4 protein-coding genes and 2 pseudogenes are annotated in these 7,113 nt (G+C 70.0%); 5 read left to right on the forward strand and 1 reads right to left on the reverse strand.

The window, feature by feature from the left end; all coding sequences use genetic code 11:
- Positions 1-248 precede the first annotated feature (248 nt).
- The 5 genes and pseudogenes from AB1460_RS34815 to AB1460_RS34840 form a co-directional block, all read left to right on the forward strand.
- A complete protein-coding gene (locus tag AB1460_RS34815) occupies positions 249-2,537 on the forward strand; it encodes a SpoIIE family protein phosphatase (protein ID WP_368966620.1) in 2,289 nt (762 codons plus the stop codon).
- Between the two features lie 806 nt (positions 2,538-3,343).
- A complete protein-coding gene (locus tag AB1460_RS34825; protein ID WP_368966622.1) occupies positions 3,344-3,949 on the forward strand; it encodes a flavodoxin family protein in 606 nt (201 codons plus the stop codon).
- Positions 3,950-4,276, forward strand: a complete 327-nt coding sequence (locus tag AB1460_RS34830) for a hypothetical protein (protein ID WP_368966624.1) — start codon at positions 3,950-3,952, stop codon at positions 4,274-4,276.
- A gap of 206 nt (positions 4,277-4,482) precedes the next feature.
- Positions 4,483-4,983 carry a hemerythrin domain-containing protein gene (locus AB1460_RS34835; protein WP_368966625.1) on the forward strand — a complete coding sequence of 167 codons (501 nt, stop codon included), beginning with the start codon at positions 4,483-4,485 and terminating at the stop codon, positions 4,981-4,983.
- Between the two features lie 28 nt (positions 4,984-5,011).
- Positions 5,012-5,398: pseudogene (locus tag AB1460_RS34840) on the forward strand (hypothetical protein); the annotation flags it as partial.
- On the opposite strand, the pseudogene AB1460_RS34845 reads toward AB1460_RS34840, so the two are convergent.
- Positions 5,319-6,778, reverse strand: a pseudogene (locus tag AB1460_RS34845) (aminotransferase class I/II-fold pyridoxal phosphate-dependent enzyme). The pseudogenes AB1460_RS34840 and AB1460_RS34845 overlap by 80 nt on opposite strands.
- Between the last annotated feature and the right edge of the window lie 335 nt (positions 6,779-7,113).

Consider the following 7,113-nt stretch of genomic DNA (forward strand, 5'->3'; position numbering starts at 1 on the left):
GGCTTCGTGCTGGCCTGGTCCCGGTGGCGCCGCCGCCACCAGGCACGCGCACAAGCCAGCCACTATCGCCGCCAAGCCGCAGCACTCCAACTCAACTGATCACAAAAGTCGGGCTGGAGTACTAGGCTGAACACAGCCGAACGCACGTGCGGACGAGTCGCCGTACACGCGTCGGTGACCAGGAGCCCGCTCGTGGAGGCAGGACGTGCGTGCCCCTCGGACGGGGGCAGGTGGACGCTGGAGGTCGAGTGGACGGCGGCGAAGCTGTCCACGACTCGCGCTGGCGGTCGTGGACCGCGCTGGTCGCCCGTCTGCAGTCCGAGCTCGATCTCGAACGGGAGCAGCGGACCGCACAGGCCGTGGTGGAGCTCGCCAAAGGCGTCCTCATGGAACGCCTGCGCTGTCCCCCCGCGGAAGCCGCCGCCCAACTGGCACGGCTCGCCGGCCAGACCGGCGTTCCGGTGCGGGAACTCGCGCTCGACCTCGTCGACCAGACTGCCCTCGACGACATCGCGCACTCGGATCTGCCTGTCAGCCGACGGCGGGAGGCGCGGCTCGCGCAGGTCGAGGCGCACGCCGCGGCCGGCGGCGACGACGTCGCCGCCGTGGTGTTCGACCAGATGCTCGCGGGGTCAGGAGCACAGTCGGTCGTGCTGTGGGCATTGGAGCCGGACGGCAGCCTCGGCCTGGTCGGACACGCTAATCTCAGTCCGCTCGACGCCAGCCGGTGGTCCCGTGTTCCGCCGCAGTTCGACAGCCTCCCCCTGCGCGTCCTCCACGACGCGACCGCCCAGTGGTGGCCCCGAGGCGTCCCACCCGGCGAGCCCGTCCCCACGGCTGGGAGCCGAGCGGCAGCGAGGGCGCTGCTCCCCATGGCCGACGCCGGCACTCTCGTCGGGGTGATGGAGGTCTGCTGGCCCGAATCCGTGGCGGAGTTCGACGTCGTGCTTCGCCATCAGTTGCTCGCGGCCGCTCAGGTGGCGATGCAGGCACTTCTTCTGCACGGCGACCCGTCTCGCGACCAGCGAGCTCACTGGCTGCCGGCCCTCCTGGACGGGCTTTTCGAATCCGCCATGCTCGCCCGCGCGGTCCGAGACCCGGCCGGAGACATCGTCGACCTCCACGTCGACCACCTCACCCAGGACTTCGTCGACCCAGCCGGTCGCAGCCGGGCCCAACTGCTCGACCGCCGGTTCCTCACCCTCTACCCGCTCACCGCGACGCCCGGCGGACTGTTCGAACACCTGCTCCAGGTCATGGCTGCCGGAAAGCCCTTCCACGCCCGTCAGTTCCCCGTCCACGTGCTCGCCGAGGGCGCCGCGAAGGCGGTCGACCTCGAGATCCGCGCGGTCAGACTGTTCGACGGGATCGCGGTCGGATGGCGGGCCACCGACCACAGTGCTCGGCTCCGCGCCCTGCTGGAGAACGCCGAGAAGCTGGGCCAGCTCGGCGGCTGGGAACAGAACCTCGTCACCGGCGAGGTGCTCTGGACCGACAACGCCCACGCCGTGTTCCACCGCCCTCGGCCGCACCCCCCGATCCGGCTCGAGGAGCTGGACGGGCACGCCCACCCCGAGGACGCCGAGCGCGTGCGCCTGTTCCGGGACAGTCTCGTCCGGCTGGGACGACCGGCGGTGAGCACGTTCCGGTTGACGCGCTCCGACGGCTCAACCCGCAGCATCCGTGCCTTCGGCGAACCGGTCACCGCCGCCGACGGCACCCGGACCGCCGTGCGCGGGGCCTACCAGGACATCACCGCCGCCTACGGCGCCCACGTGGCCCTCACCACCACCCGTGACCAGCTCGCCCAGGCGGAACGGCTTTCCGAGGACAGGCAACGCCTCGCGCTCCGCCTGCAACAGGCGATCATCGCCACCTCCGCGCCACTACCGCGATCAGCCCGCCTGGACATCGCGGTCCGCTACCGCCCAGCGGAACAGGACGATCTCGTCGGTGGCGACTGGTACAGCGCGGTGACCATGCCCACCGGCGACGTCCTGCTCGTCGTCGGCGACGTCGCCGGCCACGGCATCGACGCCGTCACCGCCATGGTCAACCTGCGCTACAGCCTCCGAGGACTCGCCGTCACAGGCGCAGGGCCCGCTCAGCTCCTCGCCTGGCTCAACACCATCACCCACCACCTCACCGACCAGGTCACCGGGACCGCGATCTGCGGGCGCTACGACCCCCTCACCCGCACACTGCGGTGGTCCCAGGCCGGACACCTCCCGCCGGTGCTCCTGCGCGACGGCCACGCCCGATACCTCCCGGTCCCCGAAGGCATTCTGCTCGGCGTGGTCGACGACGCCGAGTACGAGGAGCGCACCACCGTCCTCGAACGTGACGACATCCTCCTGATGTTCACCGACGGACTCGTCGAACGACGGGGGACCTCGCTGGACGACTCCATGGACGCGCTGTTCCGTCTCGCGGAACGCCCCGTGGACGACGTCGAGGCGTACGCCGACCATCTCCTGGCCGGCGCGGCGTCCGACACCGACGACGACACCTGCCTCATCGTCGTCCACGTCCGGTGACCACCTGTGTTCCTGGCTTCTGACGTCTCACGTACGGCGCCCTCCAGGGCAACGTCCGGTCCTCGCATGCGAGTCGAAGCCCGCGGCTTCCCAACGCTTCGGCGTCGACTGGCTGAACGGCCGGCGTCCGGCCGTCGCTCCACCCCAGCCTGGGGATCATGGGTTCTGACGAGCTTGTCACGGGCTGCACGCCGCAGGTGCGGTCGCCGGCTGCGAAGACGGCCCATGCCACCCCTGGCTCGTGCTACTTCGCACGCGCGCCTGCCCTCCTCACCCCGAGGCCCTGGGCCCCGGGCTCGGCCGTCGTGGACGGCGTTGACTCCGTGACAATCATGTCCTGCGGGGTGGGCCCGCTCTGGGTCGACAGCCGTCCCTCGGCGGCTGGCTGTCCGAGTTTCCGGTACGCCTGAGATGCCCCGCGGGCAGCCGCCTGCAAACTCTGCGGGGACGGGATGACGACCGGTCACGGGGCGGAGGTCGCGGACGTACGGGCCGACGTCCTCGACGATGCCGACGACTTCGTGGCCGAGGACGGTGCCCTCCCGCATGCCGGGCATCGTGCCCCGTCCTCATCGAATTTCCCCTGCCTTGCCCGGTGCGAGCCGTATACCCGTCTGATCCCCGGCCCGCACCACAGCGAACAGCCGTCATGGTCGTATCACGGTCGTTACCCGCTGGGCGCCCGTTATCCACGGATGTGCCCCTTCGGTGTCGAACTCCGCCACCGCTGTGTATCCGGTTTAGCTCGTGCCAGGCGGCGCAGGTCTGGGGACAGGGGTGTGGCATCGTCCGAAGGAGCGGTCCTTATGCGCGCCGTCGTCGTCAACTGCACATTGAAGCCGTCTCCCGAGCCGTCCAATACGGACGCGCTCGCGGGTGTCGTCGCCGCGGCGCTGCGCGACAAGGGGGTGGACGTCGACACGCTCCGACTGGTTGATCATGATATTCGGCCCGGAGTGCAGACGGACATGGGTGATGGCGATGCCTGGCCGTCGATCCACGATCGGCTGCTGGCGGCGCAGATTCTGGTGGTGGCGACGCCGACCTGGGTGGGGCAGCCGTCCAGCATTGCGAAGAGGATGCTCGAACGGATGGACGCGATGCTCTCCGAAACCGACGGAGAAGGGCGTCCCGTCGCCTTCAACCGGGTGGCTGGGGTGGTGGTGACCGGTAACGAGGACGGCGCCCACCATGTCATCAGCGAGATTTCCGGCGGGTTGTGCGACATCGGCTACACGATTCCCGGGCAGGCGTGGACCTACTGGAACAAGGGGCCCGGGCCCGGGCCCTCCTACGCGGAGACCGACGAGGGCCATCAGTGGTCTGAAACCACCGGCCGGGCGATGGCCGCGAACCTGGTCGCGGTCGCCACCGCGCTCGGTGCCCATCCGATTCCCGCGCCGGTGCGTTGAGTGATCGCGTCGGTGATGCCGGCGGCGCGTGGTGGCGCGGGCGTCACCGGCGCTGCCGCGCAGGATGGGGAGGGGGGGACGAAGACCTGTCGCGGCGCGGCGGCGGCTGGAGCTGCCGGCGAGGGCGTCGAATCGCTGCGGGAGGACCGCCCTGCCGAGCCGTCCGACATCGTCGACCAGCCCGGCCCCGGCCCGGGACGGATCGACGGCGGCTATCCGGGCCGGGTGCTGCACCGCAGCCCCCTCACCTTGCTGCTTGGCGTGCCCCGCCGCCCCGTCGAGCTGCTGACGGCCGCCGTCGGCCGCCTCCACCGCGGGCCGCATTGACCGTCATCGGCCACATCGTGATCGCGAAGAGGGTCATGAGTCGCAGTGTCCATCCACCGGACGTTTCACTTGGAGACGTGTGGGGATCTGCGTCTCTACCACCCGTTCCCGCCGGTCGTCGTCGGTGGCGTTCGGGTGGACGACCTGAGAGGAAGGGCGGGGCCGGCTGTGCGGATCTCACCTCGTCAGAATTCGGAGGATCTGGAATGTCGACGGACGCCATCGTGCTCCTGAAGGAAGATCACAAAGAGATCAAGGCTGCGTTCAGGCGTTTCCAGGAGGCGGGGGAGAACGCCCACGCTGCGAAAGGCAGGCTTGCCGAGAAGATCATTGAGCTGCTTACGGTGCACACCTACATCGAGAACGAGGTCATGTATCCGGAGGTGCGTGGCCTGCTGCCGACGGTGGAGGACGACATCCTCGAATCATACGAGGAGCATCATGTCGCAGACCTCCTTGTCATGGAGCTGGCCGCGCTCCCGCCGGAGGCAGAGCGTTTCGATGCCAAGACGGCAGTTCTGATCGAGAACGTGGAACACCACATCGACGAGGAAGAGCGGGAGTGGTTTCCCCGGGTTCGTGAAGGACTCGGCCGCAAGCAGCTGTCGGAGATCGGGGAACGGCTGCTGGAGGCGAAGAAGAAGGCTCCGCGCAGCCCGGCCCAGCCGAGCGCCCTCAAGAAGACTGTCGACGCCGCCATCAGGTAACCAAGCCGATCCACGTCATCGGGTAACTGGTGGGGCGGTCAGTGCGGTCACCGTCGTGGCGGTGTTCGTCAGCAACGTGCCCGAGGGGCTGTCCAGCGCCGCGGGGATGCGCCGGGCCGGCCGCTCCCCGAGCTACGTGTTCGGTCTGTGGACCGGCATCGCGCTGATCAGTGGTCTTGCCGCGGTCGTCGGGTACGCCCTGTGGGGCGGCGTCTCGCCCATGGTCCTGGCCGCGGTGACCGCCGTGGCGGGCGGCGCCGTCCTGACCATGGTCGCGGACACGATGATTCCGGAGGCGTTCGACGAGGCGCATCTTGCGGGCTCACCTCGCCGCGTCAGGCGCGGGCCACCCGGATGGTGGCCAGGTCGGGATCCGCGGCGTCGGGTATCGCCATGCCCGCTTCGCGGCCGGTAAGGAGATACCGAACCACTGCCGCGTTGATCCGCTCGCCGGGCAGGGCGACGGGGATGCCGGGTGGGTAGGGGGTGAGCTGTTCGGCCGCGATGCGTCCCACCGCCCCCCGCGGAGGGACGGCCTCGGTCGGGCCGAAGAACGCGTCCCGGGGCAGGGCGACGGTCTCGAGTTCGAGAGCGGTCGGGTCGGGCAGCTCGACCGGGGTGGGGCTTGGGAGGGCTGGTGCGGCGTCGGCGAGCCCCCGCAGGGCCGTGACGAGGCGCTGGCCGGTGTGGGAGTTGTCGGCGAAGGTGAGCTGGGCGCTGATCCGCCGGTGATCGCTCATGCCCATGTCGAGATGGGCGTGCTCGCGCAGCCAGTCGGCGGCCTGGTAGCCGCTGATTCCCAGGCCAGCGGTGTCCACCACGATCTGCAGCCGGTCGAGGTCATGGGATGCCTCGACGCCCAGGAACTCGTCCTGCATTACCCGCAGGCCGTCCAGCCCGCCGATGGCGAGACGTAGATCGCCGGCGAGGTCGAGCGCGGACTACAGGAGGCCGTGCCCCTGTTCCACCATCTGCCGGCGCCAGCCGTCCATCGCCGCGTACAGCAGGACATTCGGGCTGGTCGTGGCAAGCAGATCCGCGCAGGCACGCAACCGGGCCGGGTCGACCAGATCGCCCTGTAGGTGGAAGACCGATCCCTGTTCGAAGCCGGCACCCATCTTGTGCACGCTCACCACGCAGACGTCGGCGCCGGCGTCCATCGCCCAGGTCGGAAGATCCTCGTGAAAGGGAAGGTGTGCGCCCCAGGCCTCGTCCACGATCAGCGGATGGCCCCGCTGGTGACAGACCTCGGCGATGGTCGCGATGTTGGCGCAGGTGCCGTAGGGAGTTGGGCTCGTCACCAGCATGCCCGCGGCGTCCGGCCAGCGTTCCCAGCACGCCTCCACCTCCGCCGCGGACGGCGGATGCGCCAGGTGAAGCTCCCCGTCCCAGCGCGGACGCACCCATCGCGGACGCAGGCCGGACAGGATCAGCCCGGCGATCACCGACTTGTGCGCGTCCCGCCCCACCAGCAGCTCACCCCGCCCGCCCGCTACCGCGAGCATCGCCGCCTTGACTGACAAGGAGCTGCCGCAGGTGGAGAAGAAGGCGTGCTCGGCTCCCACCGCGTGGGCCATGAGCTCCTCGGCCTCCGCGACGAACCCGCCCGAGGTCTGCCGGTCGTCCAGACCTGAGGTGGCCAGGACATCGGCGCGGAACGTGTCCGCGCCGAGGACCGCCCGCACTCGCGGATCGGCGCCGCGGCCCTGTTTGTGCCCCGGGGGGTGAAGCCGTACCTGCCCGCGCGGTGATAGGCCGCGAGCGCGTCGAGAACGGGGGCCTGGGCGTGATCCATGACTCTGCCGATACCCCGCTGACAGCCGACGTCACGTGTTTTCTGGGGGACGTTCGCGGGCTCGCGGAAAGGCGATGGGCTGATGGCCCGGCCCTGTCCGCTGGCGTCGGATCCGCTCGGCCGGGACGTGCTCGAGGGTGCGTCTGCCTGTTGCCGCAGCGACAAGGCAGGCCTCGCGACACATAGCTGCCGCGCCTCGACCCTTCCCGCCCAGGGCTCCGTCAAAGTCCCTTTTCGCTGATCAGGCCGATGATCTGGAGGACGCGCTCGGGTCTGCGGGCGGTGGCCCGCAGGGCGGGGGCGATGCTCTTGTGCCCGGCCAGGCGTAGTGCGCT

It is taken from the genome of Parafrankia sp. FMc2, assembly GCF_041008525.1.
Lineage (GTDB): Bacteria > Actinomycetota > Actinomycetes > Frankiales > Frankiaceae > Parafrankia.